Origin of the sequence: Agathobaculum sp. LCP25S3_E8 (assembly GCF_052117165.1) — a bacterium.
In the GTDB taxonomy this organism is placed as follows: domain Bacteria; phylum Bacillota; class Clostridia; order Oscillospirales; family Butyricicoccaceae; genus Agathobaculum.
The window spans coordinates 12,284-38,048 of the sequence record NZ_JBQKJR010000024.1 but is presented as its reverse complement, the minus strand read 5'-3'; the positions used below and the strand labels follow the sequence as shown (position 1 = coordinate 38,048).

Genomic DNA, 25,765 nt, shown 5'->3' with positions numbered 1-25,765 from the left:
CTAACACTGTTTTACGAACACCTGCCATTGTGCAGTCGGGTTTTTTACGTTGAAATGCGTTGAATGGAGCATATTAGTCTTCCGGTGTCGCATGTCGTAAATCCCAGTCGATTGGCGGAATCCCGTTCTGTTCCAGAAAGGCATTGCATTTGGAAAAATGATGGCAGCCAAAAAAGCCGTTGTATGCGGAAAGGGGAGAGGGATGTGCGCATTCCAGTACAAGATGCTGCGGTGCGGTAATAAGCTTCTTTTTCGAGCGCGCATTGCCACCCCAAAGAAGGAATACGATCGGCTTTTCGCGGTCGTTCAGCTTTTGGATGATGTGATCGGTAAATGTAGTCCAGCCAATATTTTTGTGGCTGTTGGCTTGTCCGCGCCGCACGGTCAGTGTTGTGTTGAGTAACAGTACGCCGTGCTTTGCCCATGGTGTCAGCGTGCCGTTTTGCGGTGGGTTGATGCCGAGATCGCTTTTCAGCTCTTTAAAGATATTTTGCAGGCTGGGGGGAGGCGCAACGCCGGGCTGAACCGAAAAACATAGGCCATGCGCCTGTCCGGGCCCGTGGTATGGGTCCTGCCCGAGTAGAACCGCTTTTACATCCGCATACGCAGTGTATCGCAGTGCGTTAAAAATATCATTCATAGGAGGATAAATGGTCTGCTCCGCATATTCTTTTTTCAGCCAGTAGCGGATACGCTTGTAATAATCCTGCTGAAATTCATCCGCCAGTATTTCGTCCCAGTCATTTCCTATATGTACCATAACAGCCTCCTAAACCAGTTTGCATCTATTATAACACAGGCATGGAAAAAAAGCCATTGACAGAAAGTGCGCAGTTGATTATACTATAACTGTACTAACACACATAATACGGTTAGGACACATAAAGGAAAGGAGGCGCGGGTGTGATTAAGATTGACTATCGGGATGCACGGCCAATCTATGAGCAGATTGTCGATGGCGTGGAGACGCTTGCACTGCGGGGCGCATTGCCGGCCGGCAGTCAGCTGCCCAGTGTCAGGCAATTGGCCATGGAGCTTTCTATTAATCCGAATACCATTCAGCGTGCATATGCCGAACTGGAGCGACGTGGGGTCATCTATGCGGCCAAGGGGCGCGGAAATTTTATTTCGGATGACACGGCAGCGTTGTGCCAACGGCGTCTGGAGGAAATCGGAGCGCAGATACATGCGCTGGCGGATCAGGCGCGTGCGCTTGGCGCAAAGGAGGAGCAGATACGGGAATGGGTTGAGCAGAAAGGGGATGGAACAGCATGATTACAGCGGAAAATGCAACCAAACGATTTGATAACATCACTGCGGTTGATCATGTGTGCGCGGAGGTGCGGGACGGTTCGGTATATGGGCTGATAGGTTCTAACGGAGCAGGAAAGTCGACGTTTTTGCGCATGCTGGCGGGCATTCTGAAGCCGGACGAAGGCGCGGTGCGCATTGACGGCGTGGATATATTTGAAAACACCGCGCTGAAAGAACGTTTTTTCTTTATTTCAGACGAACAGTTCTTTTTCTCCAACTGCACGCCAGCAGAGATGAAGGATTATTATAAACGCTTTTACCAGCATTTCAATGAGGAACGCTACCGCAAGCTGATGCAAGGGTTTGGTCTGGACGAAAAGCGCAAAATCCGTACCTTTTCCAAGGGAATGAAAAAACAGGTATCGGTGATTTGCGGCATTTGTGCGGGTACGGATTATCTGTTTTGTGACGAGACATTTGACGGGCTGGACCCGGTGGTGCGTCAGACAGTTAAAAGCCTGTTTGCAGAGGATGTGGAAAGCCGCGGCTTAACACCGGTCATCGCATCGCATAACCTGCGTGAGTTGGAGGATATTTGCGATCATGTTGGCCTCCTGCATCGTGGTGGCATCCTGTTCTCACGCGACTTGGATGAGATGAAGCTGGATATGTTTAAGATGCAGTGTATTTTCACCGAAGCATTGCCTGCGGACGCATGGCAGGGCATTGACATACTGCGTTTGGAACAGCGTGGCTCGCTGTACACGCTGACCGCGCGTGGCAGTCGGGAAGAACTGCTGGCAAAGGTGAATGCAATGAATCCGACCTTCTGCGAGCTGCTGCCGCTCACGCTGGAGGAAATCTTTATCAACGAAACGGAGGTGGCTGGTTATGACATCAAAAAGCTTCTCTTCTAAGGGTCTGCTGGGCGACAGCCTGCGCCGGAATTTATGGGGCTTTGTGCTGGGCGGCGTGGGATTCTTTTTCTCGCTGCTGCTGCCAGTCCTGATGACCATGCAGCGCGCGCTGGAAACCCGTGCGAATCAACTCGATCGGTTCCCGGAATTGGTCGATCAGAACTGGCAGAGTGCGCTCTCAGTAGTATCTTCTCTGCTGGGAGGCAGCAATCCCTTTGTCAAAACAGCCTTTGTTGTAATGGCGATTGTGTGCGGCATTGCAATGTTTGCATATCTGCATACGCGGCAGAAGGTGGATTTTTATCATAGCTTGCCGATCTCCCGCACGCAGCTGTTCGTCAACAACTATTTGACCGGCGTGATTTTTGCCGTTTCGACTTATGTGGTGATGCTGGTCATCACGTTGATCTGTACCTTTGCCATGGGCTTTGGCGCGGCGGTTCATTGGAGCGAAATCGGCGGCGCAGTACTGTGCCACCTGATTCTATTTCTGTTGCTGTATGCGCTGACCGTGCTGACAACGGTCGTGTGCGGCAATACAGTGATTACACTGCTGCTGCTTGCATGGGTGATGTTGTCTCCCTTACTGGTGCGCATGCTGTACAGCGGTTTGTGCAACAAGTTTTATGAAAGCTTCACAATGGAGTCGGCTAATGTGCAGGCGACGCTTCAGCTGTCGCCGCTGGTGCAGTTCTTTTTGCTCGACGGCCTGTATTATGGGCGTATGAGCAGTGTGAATGTGAATTATATAGAGCGCACTTCAGCTCTCGGATTGTTATTGGTGTATTTGGTCGCGGCGGTTGCCGTTACGGCGCTCGGTTGGTATCTGTTCCGCATCCGCAAAAGCGAGAGAACCGGTGTGGCGCTGGCGTTTACCCCAGCCAAGCTGCTAATCAAGGTGTATATGTGTCTCATCATGGGTGCGGCATTCGGCCTGGCCTTCGGCATGATTGCAGGAGACTTCTGGTTCTGGGTCGGGCTTGTGCTTGGCACGGTGCTGTTCCACTGGATTGTGGAAATGATTTACGCCTTTGACTTCCATGCCATTTTCGCAAAGCCGGTACACCTTGTGGCCATACTGGTGGTTTTGTTTGCGGCTATGCTGTGCATGAAATTCGATGTCACCGGTTATGACAGCTGGCTGCCGGACCGTGACAGCATTCAAGCTGTGAGCATCAACGGCAGTGCGGAAGAGAAACTGACTAGTCCGGACAACATTGATGCAGTTTATCAGCTGGCAGAAATGGGAACGAAGGTCAACCGCGATGCACTCTACGAAGAAGGTAATTATCGTGGCTTGACGCTGCGGTTCTGGCTCAGCGGTCGAACAGCGATGCGCTTTTTCCTTCTGCCGGATGACGAGGAGGTCAATACGCTGTGCAATCAGATTTATAGCTCTGAGGAATATAAGCGCGCTACATGGCCGCTGTTCCAGGTGGATTTGGAACAGCAGAATGCGAAGAACCAATACAGTCTGGATATTTACACAAGCGAGAGCGGCTATGGAGTTGCTTCTACGCTGAACGACTGGGACGGCATTCGTCAGATTCTGGCTGCGCTGCAGAAAGAGTCACTTGCGCGGACGGAAAACGGCTTGCCAGTGCTTCGATTGGAGATTTTCCGACTGGATACAGACGGTGCCAAGATGCGGGAGGGTGATGCCTATGTGACGGCGGAGGATAAAGAGACGCTTGCGCTGATTGAAAAGCTCGCGGGCATCAAGCCAATGCCGTTGTCGACGGATAACGTCAAGCAAATCGAGCTCCAGTATAGTATGCAGGAGGCAAACGGAGATACAGTGTGGCAAAGCGTGGAAGTCACCGATCCGGTTGATATAGCGGCGCTGCTGAAAAATGGAATCAATCGTGATGCGATGAACCTGTACGGCACCAATGAAGCTGCGATCAGCGGTTTTCTGTTGGATGAGCGTATGGATAGCGTGCATATTGTAGCTTGCGTAAAACATGGAGACACAGAGAATTGGTACTGGTTGATCTATGCCGAAGGAGATTGGCCGGAGAAAGTGGTAGAAAAATATCGTCCGGACGGATTTGACACAACGAATGATAATGTCACTTCCAGCAGTACGGCAACGGAGGCAGCCGGATGAGACGGCGCGATGTATGCGGTATTCTGTTGCTGCTGGTTTATCTGATGGGCGTGGGACTGGTGACAGGTCCGTCGCTCTATCAGCTTCTGGTCTGGCGTTTACCCACACCGCGGCTTGAATTGATTCCGTTTAACGATATCATTTGTGTACTGACGGATAAAACCTCTCCGGGACTGGGTGCATTTATGAACATTGTCGGTAATCTGGCACTGCTGGCACCGCTTGGGTTTCTGCTGCCGCTGTTCTGGCGATATTTTGACAGAGCAAGGCACACCATCCTGTTTGCAGCTGGATTATCGCTCAGCATTGAGCTGATTCAGCTTGTGGCAGGTGGAGTAACCTCGGTTGACGACCTCATCTTGAATACCGCGGGTGCGGCAATTGGCTTTGCGCTGTCAAAACTGCTGCAACGCGTCTGCCCACGGCTGAGCCCGCGAAAAGAGAGCGGCGCGGAATGGGTTTACCCGCTTGCATGCTGGTTTATGGTGATTGTGCTGGCAACCGTGATGGATGTCATGACGCTTGGAATGCATTAGTAGGATAGTGAGTAATAGAATAATAAAAGGGAGCGCCCTATGGGGCGCTCCCTTTTGCTGTGGTGTTATATTTTCATGGTCAGCGCGATGCGGTGCGTTTTGGGGTCAGCCGAAAGAACGGCCACATCGACCACGTCTCCAACGGTGACCACCTCGGATGGGTGCTTGACATATCGATTGCAAAGCTGCGAGATGTGCACCAATCCATCCTGATGCACACCAATATCCACAAACGCGCCGAAGTCCGCCACATTGCGTACCGTGCCCTTGAGCTTCATACCGGGCTTGAGGTCTGCGATATCCAGCACGTCCGAGCGCAGCAGCGGGGGCGGCAGCTCGTCACGCGGGTCACGGCCGGGCTTTTGCAGTTCCCCGATAATGTCGGTCAGCGTCGGCACACCCACACCGCATCGAGCAGCAGCATCGGTTATGCCGAGCTCTTTGATGCGGTCATTTAACTCGCCAATCTTGCCTTGTGCGGCATCCTCGGTTGTGTAGCCGCACAGGGTGAGCAGTGTGCGTGCGGCTTCATAGGCTTCCGGGTGCACGCCGGTGCGGTCGAGCAGGTCGGCGCCATCCGGTACACGCAGAAATCCCGCGCATTGCTCGAATGCCTTGGGTCCAAGCCCCTTGACTTTGAGCAGTTGCTTGCGACTCTGGAAACTGCCGTTCTGCTCACGGAAAGCGGTGATATTTTTGGAAACAGTTGGGCTAATGCCTGCAACACGGCGCAGCAGGGCGGGAGACGCGGTATTTAGGTCCACACCGACGGCGTTGACGCAGTCTTCTACCACGCCATCGAGCGCGTCGCTCAGCCGCCCCTGCGGCATATCATGCTGATATTGGCCCACACCAATCGACTTGGGGTCGATTTTCACCAGCTCGGCAAGCGGGTCCTGCAAGCGGCGCGCGATGGATACGGCAGAGCGCAGGTTGACGTCAAAATCCGGGAATTCCTCTGCACCGAGCGGGGAGGCCGAGTAAACCGACGCGCCGGCTTCGGAAACGACCATATAGTCGATGCCGCCGCCGTATTCGCGGATGAAATCGGAAATAAAAATCTCACTCTCTTTGGAGGCGGTTCCGTTGCCAATGGCGATGCAGGTGATTTTGTACCGGTCGCATAGGCGGCGCAGCGTACGCTTGCTGTCCTCAGTCTTTTTGAGCGGCGGGGTGGGGTAGATGACCGCAGTGTCAAGCACCTTGCCGGTTTCGTCTACAACAGCCAGCTTGCAGCCGTTTCGGTAGCCCGGGTCGAAGCCCAGTGTCACACGGCCGCGTACGGGCGGCTGCATGAGCAGCGGCCGCAGATTGAGTGCAAAGGTGTGAATGGCCTGTTCATCGGCTGCATCTGTCAACTCGCTGCGCAGTTCGCGCTCCAGCGAGGGAAACAGCAGCCGCTTCCAGCTGTCGGCGCAGACTTCACGCAAAAGCGTGGCATATGGATTTTTCGGATGCACCGCTGCGCGGATGATTGCGGCAAGCGCTTCGGTTTCGTCTACTTCGAGTGTGACCTTGAGCTTGCCCTCTTTCTCGCCGCGGTTAATAGCCAGAACACGATGGCTTTGCAGCTTACGCACCGGCTCGGAAAAGTCGTGATACATGGTGTAGACCGTGTCGTTCTCGTCGCAGCCTGTGGTTCGGATGATGCCGGTGCGGTGCAGCAATGCGCGCAGACGGCCGCGAAGCGATGCATCGTCAGATAAATCTTCTGCGATAATATCACCTGCGCCTGCAAGGGCAGCTTCAGCATTTTCCACGCCCTTTTCTGCGTCGATATATGGCTGCGCCAGTTCTTCGGCTGTGGGGGATGAGCCGCGCGCAGCCAGAAGCGCCTCTGCCAGTGGTGCAAGACCTTTTTCACGTGCCATAGACGCGCGGGTGCGTCGTTTGGGGCGGTAGGGACGGTACAGGTCGTCCAGCGCGGCAAGCGTTTGCGCTGCAGCGATGGCAGTGGAAAGTTCATCGGTCAGTTTCCCTTGTGCTTCGATTGCTTCGCGTACTTCGTCGCGGCGTGCATCCAGACCGCGCAAATAGGCCAGTCGGTCTGCGAGCTGTCGAATGGTCTGGTCGTCCATCGTGCCGTGCATTTCTTTCCGGTAACGCGCAATGAACGGAACGGTGTTGCCGTCATCGAGCAGCTTGACGATATTTTCGACATATTCTTCCTTTTGCCCGAGTTCGCGGGCCAGAATTTGCGTAATGGTTTCCATGATGATGCTCCTTTTCCTGACTGGATTTTATTGTACCACAGATGGCGGAATGAGGAAATAAAAAACCGCGCTGTTTTTCACAGCGCGGAAAACCAATTAGACGAATACGTTTTGAATGAGATACATGTACAATACCGTACCCACACCGATGGAGAGCAGGTTGTTGCGCTTCCATACATGCAGCGCGGCGGTCACAGCAATGCACAGCAGCTCGGGAGCACCGTGCGGTGCAGCAAGCCAGTTTACATTCTTGACGCAGTAGACGACAAGAAGCGCAATGACTGCGGGCGGCAGTGCCTCACCCAGATAGCGCACAATCGGCGGAATGGGCTTTTTGCCGTTGAACAGCAGAAAAGGAGCAACGCGGGTGGCAAAGGTGCACGCAGCGGCAACAAGAATCATGGTCAGTGCTCTTGTGGGCGTCATTGTGCCACCTCCTTTGCAAGGCGGCCGCGCAGTGAAACCAGCATGACACAGATAGCCAGCATCGCGGGGAGAATAAAGTTGTCCGGTCCAAGCAGCGCAAGAGAAATAGCAGCGGCGCCCAGGCCGAGAAAGGCGGGGATGTGCTGCTTGGTGCTCATCCATTGCTCAATGAAGATCACGGTGAACAGCGAGGTCATGGCAAAATCGATGCCGGTGGAGTCAAACGGCAGTACGCCGCCAATAATCGCGCCGATTACTGAACCAAAAATCCAGTAGCTGTGGTCAAGCATGGCAATCCATAGGCGCATTGCATTGGGATCAACGTTTTCCGGTGTTTTAAGTGAGCACAGCAGGGAATAGGTTTCGTCGGTCAAAGAAAAAATCATGTACCATTTGGCATGTCCCATTTGATGGAAGGTTTCGAGAAAGGACAGACCGTAAAAGATATGCCGGCAGTTGAGCAGCAGCGTCATGAACGCGACTGTGACCAGCGATGCGTTGGCGGCAAGAAGAGAAACCAGCAAATACTGGCCCGACCCAGCATAAACCGTCAGGCTGGTCAGAAAAGCCCAAGGGGAAGTATAGCCGATGTCGCGCAGCATGACGCCGAAGGCAAAGCCGATAAACAGATAGCCGCAAAGCACGGGAATCGTCACCGCAAAGGCGGGACGGAAAGCCTTTTTCATGGGAAAATCACCTTCTCAAAGCAAATGGGCAATAGAAAAGCGCTCTGCAAGCAGAGCGCTTTGACAGTTTCAACGGTATCGCGTCTGCAAATCAGATCGCGCGGGTTACCTTGCCGGAGCGGAGGCACCGAGTACACACGTTGATATGGCGGGGAGTACCGTCCACCAGAGCCTTTACACGACGAACGTTCGGCTTCCAGGTACGGTTGGAGCGACGATGAGAGTGGGAAACCTGAATACCGAAGGTCACGCCCTTGCCGCAAATATCGCACTTTGCCATTTTCCTGCACCTCCTTCTCTTGTGCATTGCATAACGGATATTATAATACCACAACAAATAGTAAAATGCAAGTTATTTTTTACAAAAAAATGCTTTTTCAAGTTTTGGTGCCGTCCCGACGGAAACCGTTGAAAAGTGGGGGAAAAGGGGGTATAATACAATCATCTTAACACCTGCCATTGCGGAAGGGAGCTTGGTTTATGCAGTTAAAAGAGTTCGGCGTCAGTCTGGGCGATTTGATTCAGGAATTTAATTTTGAGGTGGTTTACGGTCCGGAAGGCTTTGAAAAGACCGAAATCACAAAGGATGACGTCAACCGTCCCGGCTTGCAGCTGGCGGGCTTTTTCGATTATTTTGATCCCAACCGCATCCAGATTATGGGCAAGGTGGAGTCAAGCTATGTGGAGCGGATGGAGCCGGATGCCCGGCGTGCCTGCTTTGAGCGCCTGTTTTCCACCGGGATTCCGGTGCTGATTATTTCGCGCAATATTGATGTATTCCCAGAATGCATGGAAGCGGCGCAGAAATGCGGCGTACCGATTTTGCGCACCAATGAGTTTACTTCGACCATTATGAGCGCCATTATTGCGTCACTCAAGGTCAATCTTGCGCCGCGCGTAACGCTGCACGGCGTTTTGATTGAGATTTACGGTGAAGGCGTACTGCTGTTAGGTGATTCCGGCGTCGGTAAGTCGGAAACGGCAATCGAGTTGGTCAAGCGCGGACATCGTCTGATAGCCGATGACGCGGTGGAAATCAAGCGCGTGTCGGATAAAACGCTGGTGGGTACCGCGCCCGAAGTGATTCGTCATTTTATTGAACTGCGCGGTATCGGCATTGTGGACGTGCGCCGTATTTTCGGTGTTGGCGCTATTAAGATGACTGAAAAAGTCGAGCTTGTCATCAATCTAGAGCCTTGGGAAGAGGGCAAGCAGTACGACCGCCTCGGACTGGATGGACAAACTACTTCTATTTTGGATATTGCCGTGCCCAGCATGACCATTCCGGTTAAGCCTGGTCGAAATCTGGCTGTCATCATTGAGGTAGCCGCCATGAACGACCGCCAGAAGAAAATGGGCTTTAATGCAGCCAAGGAATTGCAGGAGCGTATGCTAAAGCAGTATGGCAATTAAAATTCTGATATTAGGCGGCGTATTCCGGCCCGATTGGTGAACAGTGATTTTATCAAAAGCCCAGCGACGCTGGGCTTTTGGTGTAAGCGCATGCGCGGTTTCGGAATACATATCTGTTGTAAAAACAAGCATATCATAAAGGAGCATACAAGTTCATGCAAATCGTAGCAGACCTGCACACCCATACAATCGCAAGTACACATGCTTACTCCACAGTCTATGAGATGGCACGCGGCGCAAAAAGCCGTGGGTTGATTGCTATCGGCATTACCGACCATGGGCCGGACATGGGAGACGCGCCGCACGAATGGCATTTTTCCAATTTGGATATTCTGCCGCGTCAAATCGAGGGCGTGACCGTGATTCGCGGCATCGAATTCAATATTTGTCCGGGTGGAGAGTTGGATCATATGCAGGCGGGCAGTCTGAAGCCGGTTGAGTTTGCGTTGGCATCATTCCACGAATGTTGTTTTGAACCGTCAACCAAAACAGCGCATACCGAAGCGTTGGAGGCGGTTTTACAGGACAAGCGGGTTAATGCGCTTGGTCATCCAGGCAACGCCAACTATGATTTTGATAAGGAATATATCATCTCTCGCTGCAATCAGTACGATAAGCTGGTGGAGATTAATAGCAATTCTTTCGCCATTCGCAAGGGAAGCCGGGAAAACTGTACGGAAATTGCCCGGTTGTGCAAAAAATACGAGGTGCCAATCGTTGTGGACAGCGATTCGCATATCGAGTATCGTGTCGGCTGCGTGGATCATGCACTGGCCATGCTGGAAGATATCGGATTTCCAGAGGAGTTGGTGGTCAACAGCAGTCGAGAGCGATTGGATACGTATTTCCGCGGCCGCGGGCTGCATTTATTTGAATAAACGGAAGAAGGGACGGGAATTATATGCGGATTGGTATTGATCTGGGAGGAACTTCGGTCAAGGCAGCGTTGTGCGAAGAGGACGGCACGCTGCTGGCAAAGCAGAGTACGCCCACCAGAACGGGAGACGCCCCAGGTTTGTGCGCGGATATGAAGCTGCTTGCGCTGGCTTTGTGTGGAGAGCGCGGTATTGCGGCAAGCCAGGTGACCAGTATCGGAATCGGTGTGCCCGGTTCGTTTGACAAGGAGACCTGCACGCTGAAATTTGGTACGAATCTTGGCATGAACAACGTCTGCTTTGCCGACGCTTTCCAGCCGGAATTCAGCTGTGCGGTACAGCTGGATAACGATGCAAACTGTGCGGCTTTGGGTGAAGCAACGGCAGGCGCAGCAAAGAATGCGCGCAACATGCTGATGGTGACGCTAGGCACCGGTGTCGGCGGCGGCATTATCATTGACGGTAAGCTCTATACCGGCTGCAACGGTATTGCGGGTGAGATGGGGCATATTGTTATCCAGCGTGACGGTGAGCCGTGCAACTGCGGACGGAAAGGCTGTCTGGAAGCATACGCGTCGGCGTCGGCCTTTGTTAAGTTTGCAGAACGGGCATTGGCCGAGGGGCGCGAAAGCCTGTTGAGCAAAAGTGCGGGACATCTGGATGCCAAGATGATTTGCGACGCTGTAGACGCAGGAGATTTGCTGGCTCGTGAATTGTTTGATGATTATTGTGAGAATCTTTCGAGTGGACTGGCAAGTTTTATCAATATCTTCCAGCCGGAATGTCTGGTTTTGGGCGGTGGTTTGGCAGGCTACGGTGAAAAACTGCTTGAGCCGCTGCGCCGTTTGACAACACCGCAGACCTTCCGCAGCGATAAGTGCAATACGGAGATTGTGTGCGCTTCTCTGGGTAATGATGCCGGACTAATCGGTGCGGCCATGCTGTAAATGATGTAATACTGTAACATAAGCGGGGCATTTGTAATATTACAAATGCCCCGCTTTCCGATAGATAGCATTGAATTTCGGGCGGTTTCGTGATAAAATACATTCAATATAAGCACATATTCACACGGGACGGCACGGAGGTTTCACATGCGTTTCAAGCGAATTATCGCGTTACTGTGCGCGGCCATTTACATATCAATTTCAGGTGCAGGAGCGGCGGATATGCCGCAGACGGCGCTTACGGACGAAGCGGAAATGATGCTTTCGTCGGAGATGCAGACAGCGGAACAGGAACCGGCGGAGATGGATTTGCCGGTAGCACGGGCAACTACATTGAAAATTGTACCTTCCACGCATCATGTGCAGGTCAACGGCGAGGCGGTCAATCCGCAGGCGTATAATATTGACGGATATAATTATTTTAAGCTGCGGGATTTGGCTTATTTGCTTAATGGCACCACCATATCGTTTAATGTCACATGGGACAGTGCCAAGAATGCGGTCAACCTGATTTCCGGACAGGCATATACGGTGGTCGGCGGGGAAATGACCGTGGCGTCAACGACCTCTCTGCGGGTGCAGGAGTCCACGTCAAAGGTACTGTTGGATGGCAGTGGGGTTTCCATTAAAGGCTACAACATCAACGGCAATAACTATTATAAAATTGCAGATGTGTCCGCTGCCATTGGATTTACTGCTGCATATGAAAGTACAACACAGACCGTTCAGATTAAAACGCCGTCGGCACCTCAACCGGAACCAGAGCCGGAGCCGGAAGAACCGGATGAGCCGTTTGTAACGGGGCTTTATCAGGTAAAGGTGGATTCGTCGCTGTCGATTCGATCTGGCCCAGGGACGAGTTATGAGGTTGTCGGCCAGTTGTCCAACGGAGCACAGATTATTGTAGATGAACTCAAGAATGGTTGGGCGCATATCAAAAATACCAGCGGATACTGCAGTGCGGACTATTTGACCCGGATAAAGGATTACGGAGACGACGCGGAACCGGAAGCGCCGGAAGAGGAGCCGGAAGAACCGTTTGTAACAGGCGTTTATCGCGTGAAGGTGGATTCGTCCTTGTCAGTCCGTTCCGGCCCGGGGACGAGCTACAACATTGTGGGCCGTCTGCAAAACGGTGATGAAATCGTAGTGGACAGCATGGAAAAGGGCTGGGCACACCTGATGGATACCGATGCAGGCACCGGGAGATATTGCAGCGCGGATTATCTGACCCGAATCGGGGATTATGACGCTAGCCAAGGAGAACCGGAGGATCCGGTAGAACCGCCTCGGACCTCGCATTTGGATGGGAAAATGACGGTCATTCTGGATGCGGGACATGGTGGAAGCGATATTGGTGCGCATAATGCAGATATGTCGCTGGATGAAAAGCACGTGAATCTGTATGTGGCGCAATATCTGCAATCTTATTTGGAGGACGCCGGCGTCAACGTGATTATGGTACGTGATACGATGGAAGCGGGCAGTTCGTTGTCACTGCGCGGCACTGTGATGGAGCAAAATGCTGTATCTGCGGACCTATTCTTCAGTATTCACCATAACGCAGCTAATACGACGGCGCGTGGTGCGGAGGTGCTCGCGCAGATAGCGGACAAAAACGGAGGCCCAAGCAAAATTCTGGGTGAAGCGTTGTTGGACGAATACGATACCTTGGGAATTCCTATTCGACAGGTCGTGTTCAAGGAAGGCAGCAACGGAGATTATTATTATACCAATCGCATTGCAGCGTCTCTGTTTATTCCGGCGGTGACAAGTGAATTCTGCTTTATTGATAATGAGGAAGATCAGAAATTCATCGACAGCGAGGAAGACTGGCAAGCAGAGGCGCGTGCACAGTATAATGCAATTATGTATTATTTCACGCAGGTAGAATATTAAAAACTGAAAGGAAATTTGTTTTATGACAGAACGGGCAGGGCGGGCACAACGCCTGCATGAACAAGGTTATAACTGTGCGCAGGCGGTGGCATGCGCGTATTGCGACCAGTTTGGTTTGGATGAGGAAACTGCATATCGCGTTGCGGAAGGTTTCGGTCTTGGTATGGGATTGATGGAGGTTTGCGGAGCCTTGTCGGCAGCATTTATGCTGGCTGGGATGCGCGGCAGCAAAGGGACAGATTATCCAGGCGCGACCAAGGGCCAAACCTATAAGACGACAAAGGCACTGGCAACAGCTTTCAAGGAGAAGAACGGAACCTATCTGTGCCGGGAGCTTAAGGGGGTTACGGATGGTAATGTACGTCGTTCCTGTGACGGCTGTATTGAGGATGCATGCAATTTGATTGAACAAACTTTGGTAAAATAATCAATTACCGCAGATGTCAAGTCATCTGCGGTAATTATTTTATCTTTTGTTCGGCCAGATTCGACAAACATATAAAGTGTTTGCGCGTAAAATGAATGAGAAAGACGATCCAAAGGGGAACATGGTGCTTACAAATGATAAAAAGTATCATGGTAGAAATGAAGATATAGGAAAGATGGGCGAGCGGATCGAAAACTATGCGGAAAGTTAAATAGGGGGTGATAAACGTGGTTCGCTATGTGGTAACCAAAGGCAAGTCAGACAGCAGAGAGCAATATGGAATCGCTGTTATAGGGGAGCAGGAGCAAATTGACAGTATCGAGGATATTGCATCTTCTTTAGAAGAAATAACTTTGCTGGCGGCCTTTCTTCAGGAAAATGGCGTTGCGGCTGTACATTTTCGGGATGTGGTGGAAGACTATTTGGCACGGTAGAAACGAGAGAAGCGAAAACGCGGCAGGAGCTTATCGACTCCTGCCGCGTTATTTTAAAAATGAAACAATATGCCAAAAAGTGCCCCCACACCGATGAAAACGATGGGATGGATTTTGGAGAATTTCCAAATCGCAAACGATAAGACGAGAAAAAAAGCGATAGCCGGGACATTGAGTACAGATACAATGCTGGATAGTCCGCTCCACAGCTCTGTGTGAAACAGGGAAGAGGCAAAGACTTCGAGCATGGCGCCGAAAATCAGGCCGGCAGAGGCTGGGCGCAGACTGTAAAAGCCATCTTGTACCAAAGATGAATCGCGGAAACGCGTCAGTGCGCGGGCAATGAGGACGATGACAATGACCGATGGCAGCACCAATGAGAAGGTCGCAGTTAACGAACCGAGGACACCAGCAGCACGAAAACCGGCGTAGGTTGCCGAGTTGACGCCCATAGGGCCGGGGGTGGACTCAGAAACCGCAATCATATCCAGCAGGTCGCTGGAGGTGAACCAAGGATAATTCTGTGCAATATCTTGAAGAAACGGGAGCGTAGCCAAGCCGCCGCCGATGGAAAAAAGACCCGTTTTGAAAAACTCCCAAAAAAGCTGTAAAAAAATCATGCGCGCCGCCTCCGGAGAAGTCCAAGTAGAATGCCGGCCGCACCGGAAAAGATGACCATAATCACAGGGGAAACACCGAAAAAGGCAACTGCTGCAAAGGTAATCAGCAGAATCAGCGCTGTCGGTATGTCTACGACGCTTTTCTTTGCCAATTTCCAAACGGATTGTACGACCAGCGCACATACTGCAATGCGCACACCGGAAAATGCGTTTTGCACAATCTGCAAGTGGGCGAACTGCTGAATGAACGCGGCAATGATAATGATAATGACCAGAGAGGGAAATACCACTCCGGCTGTAGCGCAGATGGCGCCCAAAATGCCGCGCCGTTTATAGCCGATGAAAGTGGCGGTATTGACGGCAATGACGCCAGGGGTGCATTGACCGATTGCGTAATAATCCATCAGCTCATCTTCGGTTGTCCATGCGCGTTTTTCTACCACTTCAAGCTGTAAAATCGGCAGCATGGCATAGCCGCCGCCAAAGGTGCAGACGCCGATGCGGGCAAAGGTCAAAAATAAATCCAGATATGGGTTCAAAGGTACATTCATTCCTTTCGCGCATTAAGATGGATTCAAAAAATGATAGTGCCGGGCGATTGTGACAAAATTAAGAGGCCGCCGGCATAACGGCGGCCTCCTTGTTTTCCTTATGTTCACGCCGCAGGAGCATATCATTTGCCGGGCACGATTTCCAGCCAATAGCCGTCCGGGTCGGAAATAAAATAAATTCCCATTGCCGGGTTTTCAAAACAGATGCAGCCCATCTCCTGATGTTTGCGGTACGCGGCGGGATAATCATCCACAACAAAAGCCAGATGGAATTCGTTGTCGCCCAAATTATAGGGACGCTCCCAATCCCGCAGCCAAGTCAGTTCAAGCTGGTGCTTGGAAACACCGTCGCTGAGATAAACAATGACATAGCTGCCATCGTCCGCGTTAATGCGGCGGACTTCGTTCAAGCCAAGCGCTTCCTTATAAAAAGCGAGTGAACGATCGAGATCGCGCACATTATAGTTATTGTGGGCAAATGTGAATTGCATAAAAGGTGTCCTCCTTGTTGTTGTGAAGTTACTGTACCACGTTTTTGCAAAAAACACAATCGCTATCCGAAAATTTTACCACGCTAAACAGAAAAATATACAGAGAAAACCCTAAGTCACCTGCAAAAAGAGTCGAGGTTAAAAGACAAACTAAATGGGAAAATAATAAAATTCGTTGCAAGAAAACGGGAAATATGGTATGATTACTGATAAGTATGGGGTGGTTTGCTTCGTACGAAAGAATCACAATCCATTGAGTAAGGGAAGTCTTAGCTATGAGCGAAAACCAGAAGCAAACAATTTTTTCCGGTGTGCAGCCCTCCGGTAAGCTGACATTGGGTAATTATCTTGGCGCAATTCGCAATTTTCCGCTTTTGCAGGAGGATTACAACTGCATTTATTGTGTGGTTGATATGCATGCAATTACGGTTCGTCAGGATCCGGCGGCTCTGCGCCATGCAACGCTGGAAGTTCTGGCGCAGTATATTGCCTGCGGATTGGATCCGGAAAAGAGCATTTTGTTTATCCAGAGCCATGTTCCGGCACATGCAGAACTGGCTTGGGTGCTCAACTGCTTTACCATGTTTGGGGAAGCATCTCGCATGACACAGTTTAAGGATAAATCCGCAAAGCATGCGGATAATGTGAACGTGGGCTTGTTCACTTATCCGGTGCTGATGGCGGCGGACATTCTGTTGTACCAGACCAATCTGGTTCCGGTCGGTGTGGATCAAAGCCAGCATATTGAGATTTGCCGAAACATCGCAAACCGCTTTAACGGTTTGTTCCCGGGTACCTTCACGATTCCGGAAGGCCGCTATCCCAAGGCAGGAGAGGGCGCGAAGATCATGAGCCTGTCCGATCCGGAGAAAAAAATGAGCAAGTCGGATGAGAATCCTAATGGATTTATTCTGCTGATGGATAAGCCGGAGGACATCATGCGCAAGTTCAAGCGCGCAGTTACCGATTCGGATTCCCGCATCGTGATGGATCCGGTTGGAAAGCCGGGCGTGTCCAATTTGATTCAGATTTATGCCGTAGCGACCGGTAAGTCCATTGCGGAAGTGGAAGCGGAATTTGCAGGCAAGGGTTATGGAGAACTCAAGCCGGCGGTTGGTGAAGCGGTGGTAGAGTTGCTGCGCCCGATCCGCGAAAAGACGGAGGATCTGCTGCGCAATAAGGATTATCTGGAGCAGGTCTATACCGAGGGCGCGCAGAAAGCGTCTTATTTGGCGCGCAAGACGCTGAGCAAGGTTTACCGGAAGGTTGGCTTTGTGGGACGCTGAATACCGTCTTTAAGGGGAAAAAATAATGCCTGAATATATTGTAAGTGGTGTGATTTTGGCTGCATTTGTTGTTGCAGGTGTATTGTCTTATTTTTTCACACCACCTGTCAAGCAGTTCGCCCATAAGGTGGGTGCGATTGATGTGCCGAAGGACAACCGCCGTATGCACAAGGAGCCGATTCCTCGTTTGGGCGGTCTGGCAATATTCGGCGGGTTTCTGGCTTCCATCCTGATTTTTGGAGAATTGGACCAGACCATGCTCTGTGTGCTGCTGGGTGCATCCATGATTGTCGCACTGGGCATTTTTGACGATGTTTTGGCGCTGGGAGCCAAGCTGAAATTTGTGGTGCAGATCGTGGCTGCCGCGATTCCGGTTTGCGTGGGTGATTTGCAGATCAAGCTGTTTACCAACTTAAATCCGTTTTCGGATACGCCGTATTTTCATTTGGGGATTTTGGCGATTCCGATTACCATCATCTGGATTGTCGGCATTACCAACGCGGTAAACCTGATCGACGGACTGGATGGCCTTGCGGTTGGCGTATCTTCGATTGCAGCGATTACCATGCTGGCAGTCGCTCTTTTGACTGGCAATATGACCATTGCGGTGACAATGGCGGCGTTGGCAGGCGCGTGTATTGGTTTTATGCCGTATAATCTCAATCCCGCAAAGATTTTTATGGGGGATACCGGATCGACCTTTTTGGGATATATGCTGGCCACGGTTTCCATTATGGGGTTGTTCAAATTTTATGCGGTGATTTCGTTTGCGGTGCCGTTTTTGATTCTTGGTCTGCCGATTTTCGATACAGCAAACGCGATCATCCGTCGTGTGGCCGCAGGACGCAGTCCGATGAGTCCGGATCGCGGGCACGTGCATCATAAACTTATCGATATGGGATTCAACCAGAAGCAGGCGGTTGCAATTTTGTACGCCATCAGTGCAACCCTTGGCTTGACGGCGGTGGTGTTGACCTCGTCAGGCGAGGTGAAGGCGATTGTCCTGCTGCTGGCGGTGCTGGCGGCAATTCTGGTTGGTGCCTGCATCATTTACGGGGCAGAGCACTGGGCAAAGCACCCGGCCGAGCACGAGGAAATATCGCACGGCGGAGAAGAATCGGACAAGACCGCGCAGTCTGAAGGGGCAGAGGATGCGGTACAGGAGGATAAAGAACATGAGCAAGATTAAGGTGATGACGGTATTCGGCACACGACCGGAGGCCATCAAAATGGCGCCGTTGGTGCATGCGCTGGAGCAGAATGAGAATACCGAGTCTATCGTATGTGTAACGGCGCAGCATCGTGAGATGCTCGATCAGGTGTTGGATATTTTCCATATCAAGCCGGATTATGACTTGAACATTATGCAGCCGCGTCAAACGCTGGCGCTGATTACAGAAAAGAGTCTGCATGGTCTGGATGAGGTGCTGGAGCAGGCCAAGCCGGATATCGTGCTCGTACATGGTGATACGTCTACAACATTTGCCGGTGCGCTTGCTGCATTTTACCACAAAATCCCGGTGGGTCATGTGGAGGCAGGTTTGCGCACATATGACAAATATTCTCCGTTTCCCGAGGAGATGAATCGCAAACTGACCGGTCAGATTGCAACGCTGCACTTTGCGCCGACGCCGCGCAACCGAGACAATCTTGCGCGTGAAGCCATTACGGAGGGTGTGAGTGTGGTCGGCAATACGGTCGTTGATGCGATCCATATCACCGTTCGGCCGGATTTTGTGTTCCGTGATGAACAGCTTAAATCGCTGGATTTTGAAAATAACCGTGTGGTTCTCGTTACTGCGCATCGTCGTGAGAACTACGGTGAGCCGATGGAAAACATTTGCCGTGCGATTGCAGAACTGTCGGCAGCGTACCCGGATGTGCACTTCGTATATCCGGTACACCTCAGCCCGTATGTCCGCGAGACGGCGGAAAAGTTTTTAGGCGGAAACGAGCGCGTGCATCTGATTCATCCGCTGGCGGTGGACGAGATGCACAATCTGATGGCGCGCTGCTATCTGATCATGACCGATTCGGGCGGCTTGCAGGAAGAGGCGCCCAGCTTGGGTAAACCGGTACTCGTGCTGCGCCGCGAAACAGAACGTCCGGAGGCCATTGAGGCGGGAACGGTTAAGTTGGCAGGCGTAGATCAGGAAAATATTGTCCGTTTGGCGCGCGAGTTGTTTGATGATCCGGATGCATATGCGGCGATGGCGCATGCGGTCAATCCGTATGGAGACGGCAAGACTTCTGCACGTATCTTGCAGGCGATTGAGCACTATTTTGGCTTACGGTCGGATGGACCGGCTCCGTTCGCACCATGAAGCCGTACAAAAACCCGTCGACCCCAATGGTTGCGGCAATTGGTGCGGCGGTGTTGGTAGGACTGCTGTTTTTAAGCTATGTACTCTCATCCGGCGTGCTGCATCGAAAGGACACCGGTATTGTGCTGCAAAGCGGTACGGAGAATGCGCCGACCGTCAGCTCCGGCAGTCAGTTGCTGACGGCGCAAAGCGTGGCAGACGTTACGATTGGACCGGATAACGCGCAAAAGGTCATTGCTTCTTTAAAACGGCCGGAAGCGTACAGCTGTGTTATCGAGAATACGCTGTATTATACTGGCGGCTCGTCTACACTTCGCTGTCATCAGTACATGCGTGATAATCTGGTTCGTACCGATTGGTTGACCGAAGCGGGGGCGGCGCAAAGCACATTGCTGCGTGCAGGTGATACTGTATATACGTGGGAGAACGGCAGCACCACCTTTTATAAGGGGACATGGGGCGAGTTTTCGGATGACTCTGCAGCGATGCTGCCCACTTATGAAGATGTGCTGGATGAAGGCGTGGTCCTGTCCAGCGCAGGCCGGCAGGATATCGATAATGAGCCGTGTATTATGGTCGAGTTCGAGCAGGAAGGATACCGCTGTGTTTACTACATTTCCGCAGCCTCTGGCTTGCTGAAAAAGGCTTCTTTTTATCAGGGTGAAACGTTGGCGCGTCAGGTCGTGGTGAGTAATCTGAAAACCGAACAGCCGGAGGATACACTGTTTACGTTGCCGAACGGTCAAAAGCTATTGGGAGAAAATACACAGAATGATGAATAAATTACAAATATCGGAAGAAATTCGCGCGCTCGGTCAACAGGCCGAGCGCGAAATCATGCCGCATTTTGCGCGGATTGAAGAGGTATGCGACCGAAATACGGAGAAAGTACTCGCGGCATTTGCGAAAAACCGCGTGTCTGACAACCTGTTCGCAGGAACGACCGGATATGGCTATGATGACCATGGTCGGGATACGCTTGACCGTATCTACGCGGATATTTTCGGCACCGAAGCCGCACTGGTGCGCATTGGTTTTGTTAACGGCACCCATGCGCTGTCCTGCGCAATGTTCTCTGCGGTGCAGGCAGGGGATACCGTGCTTTCTGTCACCGGTCCTGCGTATGACACGCTGCAGAATACCATCACGGGCGATTACTGCGGCAGCATGAAAAATTATGGAATTGGCTATAAGCAGGTGGATTTGGTAAACGGCGTGCCCGACTTGTCGGCCATTGCACAGGCGGCACAGGACCAGAGTGTAAAATTGGTATTTATCCAGCGCAGCCGTGGCTATGCCGTGCGCAAGACGCTGTCCTGTGCGGAAATTGGAGAAATCTGCAAAACTGTGCGTCAGGTTAATCCGGATGCTGCAATCATGGTGGACAACTGTTACGGCGAGTTCGTGGAGGATATTGAACCGACACAGGTTGGCGCGGACTTAATCGCGGGTTCACTCATCAAAAATCCAGGCGGCGGTTTGGCGCCGACGGGTGGCTATATTGCAGGACGTGCGGATCTGGTAGAAAATGCTTCTTATAAACTGACCGCACCGGGCATCGGCGGTGAATGCGGCTGCACGATGGGACAGAATCGTCTGCTTTATCAGGGCCTGTTTATGGCGCCGCATACGACGGCACAGGCGCTCAAGACTGCAATTTTCTGCGCTAAGGTGATGGAACTGCTGGGCTATGAGGTCAGTCCCAAGGCAGAAGAGCCGCGGTATGACATTATCCAGACAATTGCGTTTGGAGCTCCCGAGCCGCTGTGCCGCTTTTGCGAGGGCATTCAAGCCGGTGCGCCGGTCGATTCGTTCGTTACGCCCGAACCGTGGGCAATGCCGGGATATGACGACCCGGTTATTATGGCGGCAGGTGCCTTTGTGCAAGGCGCGTCAATCGAACTGTCTGCCGATGCGCCCATGCGCGAACCATATGTGTGCTATATGCAGGGGGGCTTGACTTATTCTTCAGGAAAAGCAGGTATTCTGCTTGCGGCGGAACGCATTCGCAATCAGAAAAACTGACATCAAAAAGGGACGGCTTTCACCGTCCCTTTTTGATTGCAGAACATACGTTTTTTAGGTTAGGGCCTGCAGTAGTTGACACAAAATCGTGAAGTCAATAGGCTTGACAATATGCGCATTCATGCCGGCGGCCTGCGTTTTCGCTATATCCTCCGGAAAGGCGTTTGCGGTCACGGCAATGATCGGAATGGTCGCCGCGTCTGCACGATGTAACATGCGAATTGTGTGCGCTGCCTGACAGCCGTCCATATTCGGCATTTGCATGTCCATTAAGATGGCATCAAATTCGTGCAGCTGTGATGCGGAAAAAATATTCACGGCCTGCTGCCCATCCCACGCCTGCACAACCTGCACTTCATGCATTGACAGGATTTCGGTTGCGATTTCCATGTTGATTTCATTGTCTTCGGCAATCAGTAGCTTTTTCCCACGCAGATCGAATGCAGATGGTTCGATTTGCGTGGGTAATTCGGTTGCCTTCATACTGGTAGAGGTTTCCGACTCCGTGACAGCTTGCAGCGGCAGTGTGACCGTAAAGATGCTGCCATGCCCTAATTCGCTGGACACACGGATTTCGCCGTCCATACGCTTAACCAAGCTGTGGACAATTGCCATGCCCAGTCCGGTGCCGACCACAGAGCGCGCGCTGAAACGGGTTTCCCGCGCATAGGGCTCGAAAACATGTTGGAGAAACTCTTCAGACATTCCGATGCCGGTATCCTGCACCGAAAGCTCATAGCTGCTGTGCTTATCAGAATTGTTTTCGTTGAGTCGGACGGTAATGGAGGAGCCGGGTTCACTGTATTTAAAAGCGTTGGACAACAGATTGTTTAGGATTTGGCTGATGCGTGAAGCGTCTCCTAATACCATGCTATGGCGCAAATTACATGCAAGCGAGAGGTTCTTTTCCTCCTTTTTGGCTTGATGACGGAAAATTTCCACGCAGTCTTCTACGCACTGATGCAAATCGATCGGATGATAGTCAAGAGAGATATGGCCCTGCTCCATGCGCGAGATTTCCAGTACATCGTTGACGAGGTGGAGCAATTGCTGGCCGGAAAACAGGATTTTGTCCAGCAGCGTTTTCAGCTTGTCTTGGTTGTCGAGATCTCGCTGCGCCAATTCGGAAAGGCCGATAATGGCGTTGAGCGGCGTGCGCATATCATGCGACATATTGCTGAAAAATGCGTTTTTATCCGCCTCGCTCCGGTGGGAAGATTCCAGTGCGTTTTGCAGCAGCTCCAGCTGTTCGAGCTGGCGCGTCTTTTCCTGATTGACTTCACGAAATGCAAGGATGACTTCGTCTTGTGCAAACGCTTCGTCAAACAGAATGCTGACATTCACCCAGCGTTCGCCATTTTCAAAGCGGCGTAGGTAGTCTCCACCGAATTCCGGCACCTGGTCATGTACCAGCTGTTGGATGTTCTCCAGCGAAAAACTGCTGGCGAATTCCTCATAGGTACTGCGTGCAACGACATTTTGTATGATACGCAATAAATCCGTGTAGCGGCCCGTTGTGCTGATTTGGCGGCGGGTATCATTTGCACATTTTATGGCTTCATAAACGCCTGTTTTATAGTTGACGCGATAGATAGCATAATACAGGTTGCCGAGCGCGCGGACAGTATCATCTGTGCGGCGCATTTTGCGGTTCAAACGGTAATCACGGATAGACAGCAACACGGCGGCAATTAAAAACAGGGAAGAGAGCAGTAGGAAAAGACGGTAAATGCCGGTCAACTCACGCAGTACCGTGCGGAACGGGATGGTTAAAATGGTGATCCAGCCGTTGCTCATCCGGTAGTAATAGACGCCGCATGGATTGCCGTCCGGCCCTATGATGCTGGCGTCATATGGATCGAGCGAGCCTTCTTTAATGCGCTGAACCAGACTGTCCACATACGGCTGCAGCTGCGTATCCTCATGCGCGGCAGTTTCGTGTGCATACAGCAGTGTACCCGTCTGATCGCATAGATAATAGGAGCTGCCCTCCGGCAGGGGCTGCATATCGTCAGTCGTGTGGAATTTTTCTGGAAATACATCAAACAGCAGCATGTTATCGGAATTGCGCGCTTTCTGTGCAATGGTGATAACCTGTTTTCCTGTGATGACATCTGGATAGGCGGCGGTAAAAACCACTTCGCCGTTTGCCTCCATTGCCATACGATACCAATCTGTCTGGCGAAAATCATAAGAGGCATCGCCCTCCCATGGGTTGGCAGCAACAATGCGTCCTTCGACAACCGCATATAAATCCACAGAATCGTTCTTCAACACCTGCGGCATTTTTCGAAAAAAGTTTTCAATCCATGTTTGGATTTGCTGCTCACTGGCATTGTTTTCAGTCATCTGGTCGAGATACTGCGTTCCAAGATTCATCATAGCGCTATAGGTATCAATATGGTTCTGCTCCTCAGCTGCGTAATTCTGGGTCAAGGAAGTGCCGAATTGTTGGGCGTTTTGCAGCAGCTTTTCGCGCATCATATATAGACTGAAGATGGTTAAAGCGGCAAAAAACAGTAAAAACACAACGTTGAGCCATAAATTGTGCAGCGTGGTACGATTCTTTGCTTTGTGGTGCTTCATCTATTTTCTCCTTCCGGTTTATGCTCCATTGCCAGTATGGGACACTGACACGCATTTGTCAATTCTCCCATAGGGAAATCAGGATGGCTGGATGAAGAATTTTGCCACATATGCCTGTGCAGCTTGCCCGCTTTGCCTTTCTGCGGTATAATGAAATCGATTCCTGCTTCATGGATAAATACGCTGCGAGGGAGAAGCAATATCATGGATCAAACCGTTTTACTGAAAAAATTGGATGAGGCCGGCATTAATACCCAAAAGGCGATCGGTCGCTTTATGGGCAATACGGCTTTGTTTTTGAAGTTTGTTCGTCGTCTGCCGGATGTGCTGCGCTTTGGAGAAATTCGCACGGCGCTGCAACAGGAGGATGATGAGACCTTTTATATGCTGGTGCATACGCTCAAAGGGACTGCGGCAAATCTGTCTGCAGAGAATTTGGCCGAGTGTGTACAGGCGATTTTGGTAGAGTATCGCACTTCCGGCTTTAAGCACATGCGCAAGCTGGAAGGGTTGCTTCGGGAGGCCGAGGTGGAAAGTGAAAAATTGTCCGAACTGTTGCGGCAGATGGATTCTATTTTGGCAGATTGACAAGATGACCGTTGGGAGGAAAGCCTATGATACGAGATACGTTATTGATTGTAGATGACTCAGAGCTGGATTTGGCCATTTTAAACGAAATATTCAAGGGCATTTTTCGAGTGGAATGCTGTCAGGAGGCCAATCAGGCGCTTTCCTTTATTCAAAAGAATACCGAGCGGATATGCGCGGCTCTGGTGGATATTTGCCTAGGGCGTCGGGGCGCAGGATTTACGCTGCTGCACCGTCTGCAAACCAACGCACTGACAACACAGCTGCCGATTATTTTGATTACGTCGGATGCAAGTCGAGACAATGTGATGAACGGTGTGGAGCACGGTGCGGTGGATTTTCTGGTTAAGCCTGTCGACCCGCATTCCGTGCAGGAGCGGGTATGCAGTATCGTGCGTTCCGCCTGGCCGGAGAATGGGACAATTTTGGATAAGCGCGATGCAGTCGTGACAGAGGGGCCTGAAAAAGAGAAACTACCAGCCCAAGCAGGTATCTCCTTGCTGGATGGGTTGCCGGAGCAGCTATCTGCCGAACAAGCGGCCCAGCTGGTTGATGGTTGGTGCAAGAAAATATCTGTATTATGCGCATACCGCACCGGTGTTCAACCGACACCCAGTCCGGTGATTCCGCGCTTAACAGAGCGATTGGCGGCTGTATGGCGTTTGCAGCATCCGAGTGGCGGCCTGACGGAATTGCAGGCAGCATACGTGCAGCAAGCTGCACGGATCTGCGATATTGGCTTTATTGGAGTTCCGGATGAGGTCATCGCTTTAGGAGCAGATCAACCGGAGCCGGGGCGTACATCGTATATGCGGCATACGGAATTGGGCTATGCTTTGCTGGAGAGTGAAAAACCGCATCCGTTTGTGAAAATTTGTGCGGATGTGATGCGTTGGCATCATAAGAATTATGACGGGACAGGCTATCCTGTGACGCAGGAGCCGGTTGCCGTACCGATTGCCGCGCAGCTGGTGCATGCTGCTATGCGATGCAATTTATATTTGCGTAAATATCGGGACACACCGGACTGCTTTGACCGCGCGCTGCGTGCATTGTCCGGTGAAGCGGGAAACATGATCTCATCAGAGATGTTCCAGATAATCGAAAGTGCTCGAGATTCAATTGAGGAGCTGCTCACGCGGGGTGAGCTTGAATGA

Annotated in this window: 26 protein-coding genes; 17 read left to right on the top strand and 9 right to left on the bottom strand. The window is 51.6% G+C overall.

What is annotated here, in order from left to right; genetic code table 11:
• Nucleotides 1-73: 73 nt before the first annotated feature.
• Nucleotides 74-760 (bottom strand): uracil-DNA glycosylase, encoded by a 687-nt coding sequence (gene ung / locus ACTQ34_RS09650; RefSeq protein WP_441363625.1) that lies wholly within the window; start codon nucleotides 758-760, stop codon nucleotides 74-76.
• A 143-nt stretch (nucleotides 761-903) separates the two neighbouring features.
• Between ung and ACTQ34_RS09645 the strand changes: the two genes are divergently transcribed.
• From ACTQ34_RS09645 to ACTQ34_RS09630, 4 genes are read left to right on the top strand one after another with little or no spacing between them, the layout of a single operon-like run.
• Complete coding sequence (locus ACTQ34_RS09645; protein WP_441363624.1) at nucleotides 904-1,275, top strand: GntR family transcriptional regulator; 372 nt, start codon at nucleotides 904-906, stop codon at nucleotides 1,273-1,275.
• On the top strand, nucleotides 1,272-2,171 hold the full coding sequence (locus ACTQ34_RS09640) for an ABC transporter ATP-binding protein (RefSeq protein ID WP_441363623.1): 900 nt from the start codon (nucleotides 1,272-1,274) through the stop codon (nucleotides 2,169-2,171). The genes ACTQ34_RS09645 and ACTQ34_RS09640 overlap by 4 nt, the downstream gene beginning before the upstream one ends.
• A complete protein-coding gene (locus ACTQ34_RS09635; protein ID WP_441363622.1) occupies nucleotides 2,146-4,281 on the top strand; it encodes a hypothetical protein in 2,136 nt (711 codons plus the stop codon). Before ACTQ34_RS09640 ends, ACTQ34_RS09635 begins: the two co-directional genes overlap by 26 nt.
• Nucleotides 4,278-4,817: a VanZ family protein gene (locus ACTQ34_RS09630; RefSeq protein ID WP_441363621.1), complete on the top strand. Its 540-nt coding sequence runs from the start codon at nucleotides 4,278-4,280 to the stop codon at nucleotides 4,815-4,817. Before ACTQ34_RS09635 ends, ACTQ34_RS09630 begins: the two co-directional genes overlap by 4 nt.
• A gap of 65 nt (nucleotides 4,818-4,882) precedes the next feature.
• On the opposite strand, the gene ACTQ34_RS09625 is transcribed toward ACTQ34_RS09630, so the two are convergent.
• The 4 genes from ACTQ34_RS09625 to rpmB all read right to left on the bottom strand — a co-directional run bounded on the left by ACTQ34_RS09625 (nucleotide 4,883) and on the right by rpmB (nucleotide 8,422).
• Nucleotides 4,883-7,030, bottom strand: a complete 2,148-nt coding sequence (locus ACTQ34_RS09625; protein ID WP_441363620.1) for a Tex family protein — start codon at nucleotides 7,028-7,030, stop codon at nucleotides 4,883-4,885.
• A 96-nt stretch (nucleotides 7,031-7,126) separates the two neighbouring features.
• Nucleotides 7,127-7,456, bottom strand: coding sequence for a branched-chain amino acid transporter permease (locus ACTQ34_RS09620; protein WP_441363619.1), 330 nt, complete (start codon nucleotides 7,454-7,456; stop codon nucleotides 7,127-7,129).
• Complete coding sequence (locus ACTQ34_RS09615; RefSeq protein ID WP_441363618.1) at nucleotides 7,453-8,142, bottom strand: AzlC family ABC transporter permease; 690 nt, start codon at nucleotides 8,140-8,142, stop codon at nucleotides 7,453-7,455. Before ACTQ34_RS09615 ends, ACTQ34_RS09620 begins: the two co-directional genes overlap by 4 nt.
• A 91-nt stretch (nucleotides 8,143-8,233) precedes the next feature.
• Nucleotides 8,234-8,422: a 50S ribosomal protein L28 gene (gene rpmB / locus ACTQ34_RS09610; protein WP_078096872.1), complete on the bottom strand. Its 189-nt coding sequence runs from the start codon at nucleotides 8,420-8,422 to the stop codon at nucleotides 8,234-8,236.
• A 200-nt stretch (nucleotides 8,423-8,622) separates the two neighbouring features.
• Here rpmB and hprK point away from each other — a divergent pair, with 200 nt between their 5' ends.
• The 6 genes from hprK to ACTQ34_RS09580 all read left to right on the top strand — a co-directional run bounded on the left by hprK (nucleotide 8,623) and on the right by ACTQ34_RS09580 (nucleotide 14,137).
• Nucleotides 8,623-9,555 (top strand): HPr(Ser) kinase/phosphatase, encoded by a 933-nt coding sequence (hprK, locus tag ACTQ34_RS09605; RefSeq protein ID WP_125114582.1) that lies wholly within the window; start codon nucleotides 8,623-8,625, stop codon nucleotides 9,553-9,555.
• Nucleotides 9,556-9,710: 155 nt separating this feature from the next.
• Nucleotides 9,711-10,433 (top strand): phosphatase, encoded by a 723-nt coding sequence (locus ACTQ34_RS09600; protein ID WP_441363617.1) that lies wholly within the window; start codon nucleotides 9,711-9,713, stop codon nucleotides 10,431-10,433.
• Between the two features lie 23 nt (nucleotides 10,434-10,456).
• Nucleotides 10,457-11,377 carry an ROK family protein gene (locus ACTQ34_RS09595; RefSeq protein ID WP_441363616.1) on the top strand — a complete coding sequence of 307 codons (921 nt, stop codon included), beginning with the start codon at nucleotides 10,457-10,459 and terminating at the stop codon, nucleotides 11,375-11,377.
• 147 nt (nucleotides 11,378-11,524) lie between these two features.
• Entirely contained in the window at nucleotides 11,525-13,276 is a 1,752-nt protein-coding gene (locus ACTQ34_RS09590) for an N-acetylmuramoyl-L-alanine amidase (protein WP_441363615.1), read from the top strand.
• A gap of 22 nt (nucleotides 13,277-13,298) precedes the next feature.
• The gene (locus ACTQ34_RS09585) at nucleotides 13,299-13,703 is read left to right on the top strand and encodes a C-GCAxxG-C-C family protein (protein ID WP_441363614.1); all 405 of its coding nucleotides are present in this window, start codon (nucleotides 13,299-13,301) and stop codon (nucleotides 13,701-13,703) included.
• A gap of 227 nt (nucleotides 13,704-13,930) precedes the next feature.
• Entirely contained in the window at nucleotides 13,931-14,137 is a 207-nt protein-coding gene (locus tag ACTQ34_RS09580) for a DUF6514 family protein (protein WP_441363613.1), read from the top strand.
• Nucleotides 14,138-14,190: 53 nt separating this feature from the next.
• Here ACTQ34_RS09580 and ACTQ34_RS09575 read toward each other — a convergent pair whose 3' ends face one another.
• From ACTQ34_RS09575 to ACTQ34_RS09565, 3 genes are all read right to left on the bottom strand, one after another.
• Nucleotides 14,191-14,757, bottom strand: a complete 567-nt coding sequence (locus tag ACTQ34_RS09575) for a chromate transporter (RefSeq protein WP_441363612.1) — start codon at nucleotides 14,755-14,757, stop codon at nucleotides 14,191-14,193.
• On the bottom strand, nucleotides 14,754-15,296 hold the full coding sequence (locus tag ACTQ34_RS09570) for a chromate transporter (protein ID WP_441363630.1): 543 nt from the start codon (nucleotides 15,294-15,296) through the stop codon (nucleotides 14,754-14,756). Before ACTQ34_RS09570 ends, ACTQ34_RS09575 begins: the two co-directional genes overlap by 4 nt.
• 134 nt (nucleotides 15,297-15,430) lie before the next feature.
• Complete coding sequence (locus tag ACTQ34_RS09565) at nucleotides 15,431-15,799, bottom strand: VOC family protein (RefSeq protein ID WP_373163083.1); 369 nt, start codon at nucleotides 15,797-15,799, stop codon at nucleotides 15,431-15,433.
• A 275-nt stretch (nucleotides 15,800-16,074) separates the two neighbouring features.
• Here ACTQ34_RS09565 and trpS point away from each other — a divergent pair, with 275 nt between their 5' ends.
• Genes trpS through ACTQ34_RS09540 form a run of 5 tightly spaced genes read left to right on the top strand, consistent with a single transcriptional unit; the run spans nucleotide 16,075 to nucleotide 21,434 of the window.
• Complete coding sequence (gene trpS, locus ACTQ34_RS09560) at nucleotides 16,075-17,085, top strand: tryptophan--tRNA ligase (protein ID WP_441363611.1); 1,011 nt, start codon at nucleotides 16,075-16,077, stop codon at nucleotides 17,083-17,085.
• Between the two features lie 25 nt (nucleotides 17,086-17,110).
• Nucleotides 17,111-18,274 carry an MraY family glycosyltransferase gene (locus tag ACTQ34_RS09555; protein WP_441363610.1) on the top strand — a complete coding sequence of 388 codons (1,164 nt, stop codon included), beginning with the start codon at nucleotides 17,111-17,113 and terminating at the stop codon, nucleotides 18,272-18,274.
• Entirely contained in the window at nucleotides 18,261-19,409 is a 1,149-nt protein-coding gene (wecB, locus tag ACTQ34_RS09550) for a non-hydrolyzing UDP-N-acetylglucosamine 2-epimerase (protein WP_441363609.1), read from the top strand. The genes ACTQ34_RS09555 and wecB overlap by 14 nt, the downstream gene beginning before the upstream one ends.
• Nucleotides 19,406-20,191, top strand: a complete 786-nt coding sequence (locus ACTQ34_RS09545) for a hypothetical protein (RefSeq protein WP_441363608.1) — start codon at nucleotides 19,406-19,408, stop codon at nucleotides 20,189-20,191. Before wecB ends, ACTQ34_RS09545 begins: the two co-directional genes overlap by 4 nt.
• A complete protein-coding gene (locus tag ACTQ34_RS09540) occupies nucleotides 20,181-21,434 on the top strand; it encodes a methionine gamma-lyase family protein (protein ID WP_441363607.1) in 1,254 nt (417 codons plus the stop codon). Before ACTQ34_RS09545 ends, ACTQ34_RS09540 begins: the two co-directional genes overlap by 11 nt.
• Nucleotides 21,435-21,488: 54 nt before the next feature.
• On the opposite strand, the gene ACTQ34_RS09535 is transcribed toward ACTQ34_RS09540, so the two are convergent.
• Nucleotides 21,489-24,020, bottom strand: a complete 2,532-nt coding sequence (locus ACTQ34_RS09535; RefSeq protein WP_441363606.1) for a hybrid sensor histidine kinase/response regulator — start codon at nucleotides 24,018-24,020, stop codon at nucleotides 21,489-21,491.
• 204 nt (nucleotides 24,021-24,224) lie between these two features.
• Between ACTQ34_RS09535 and ACTQ34_RS09530 the strand changes: the two genes are divergently transcribed.
• Nucleotides 24,225-24,608 carry an Hpt domain-containing protein gene (locus ACTQ34_RS09530; protein WP_441363605.1) on the top strand — a complete coding sequence of 128 codons (384 nt, stop codon included), beginning with the start codon at nucleotides 24,225-24,227 and terminating at the stop codon, nucleotides 24,606-24,608.
• A gap of 26 nt (nucleotides 24,609-24,634) precedes the next feature.
• Nucleotides 24,635-25,765 carry a response regulator gene (locus tag ACTQ34_RS09525; protein ID WP_441363604.1) on the top strand — a complete coding sequence of 377 codons (1,131 nt, stop codon included), beginning with the start codon at nucleotides 24,635-24,637 and terminating at the stop codon, nucleotides 25,763-25,765.